General features: G+C 68.0%; 1 protein-coding gene. It reads left to right on the top strand.

Annotated features, from left to right (window positions below; all coding sequences use genetic code 11):
* Positions 1-352 precede the first annotated feature (352 nt).
* Positions 353-667 (top strand): hypothetical protein, encoded by a 315-nt coding sequence (locus tag PV350_RS46800; RefSeq protein ID WP_499513902.1) that lies wholly within the window; start codon positions 353-355, stop codon positions 665-667.
* The last annotated feature ends 145 nt before the right edge of the window (positions 668-812 follow it).

The raw sequence follows: 812 nt of genomic DNA on the forward strand, positions 1-812 counted from the left end.
TCTCCAGGAACGCCGTATCGAGGTCAGCGGCGCCGTCCTCACCGTCTACAGCAGCTGACCGGAACCGAATTCCACCATTTTGGATTACATTTCCCGGGGCATTTTCAAAACGTCCGGAGTGGGCGACATGCCGAATACAGATCACCCTGGAGGGTGTTTCCCCGGCGTCCCCCGAGGGATACCCGGGCGCCAACTCCCGAAGCTCAGGAGCGGTTTTCCCGCGGAAACGGGGGTAAGCCGACGGGTCGCCCGTTCGGCCGCGCGGCACCGATCGGCGGAATGAATGCGGCACAAGTCCCGAGTAACGTCTGGCGGGCCATCCGGCAATTCACCGAGTTTGAGGAGAAATGCGGTGAGAAAATTCGTTCGCGCTGCCGCAACGGCGGCACTGGCCACGGTCGCCCTGGCGGTCCCCATGACGGCGACGGCATCCGCAACCCCGTCCCACTCCGCGTCCGGCCACTACCGGAACGCCGGGCACGGCAACTGGGGCGGGGACTACGGCCGCTGCGGGCCACGCCACTGGGGGTACGGCAGGTGGGACGATCGCTGGGACCGCGGCCGGGGCCACGGCCACGGTCGCGGCTTCGCCCACCACCGGTACGACCGCTTCGGGTTCGGCCGGTACTGGCAGGACCGCGACTGCGACTGCCGCTACCGCTACTGAACCGGCCACCCATGACGTGGGCCCCCGGGAAGGGGACTTTCCCGGGGGCCCACCCCTGTGCGCATTCCGTTCCGCACGCCCCGCCGCTCAGCTGCTGTAGACGGTGAGGACGGCGCCGCTGACCTCGATACGGCGTTCCTGGAGT

Source organism: Streptomyces sp. PA03-6a (genome assembly GCF_033792765.1).
Classification (GTDB): Bacteria; Actinomycetota; Actinomycetes; order Streptomycetales; family Streptomycetaceae; genus Actinacidiphila.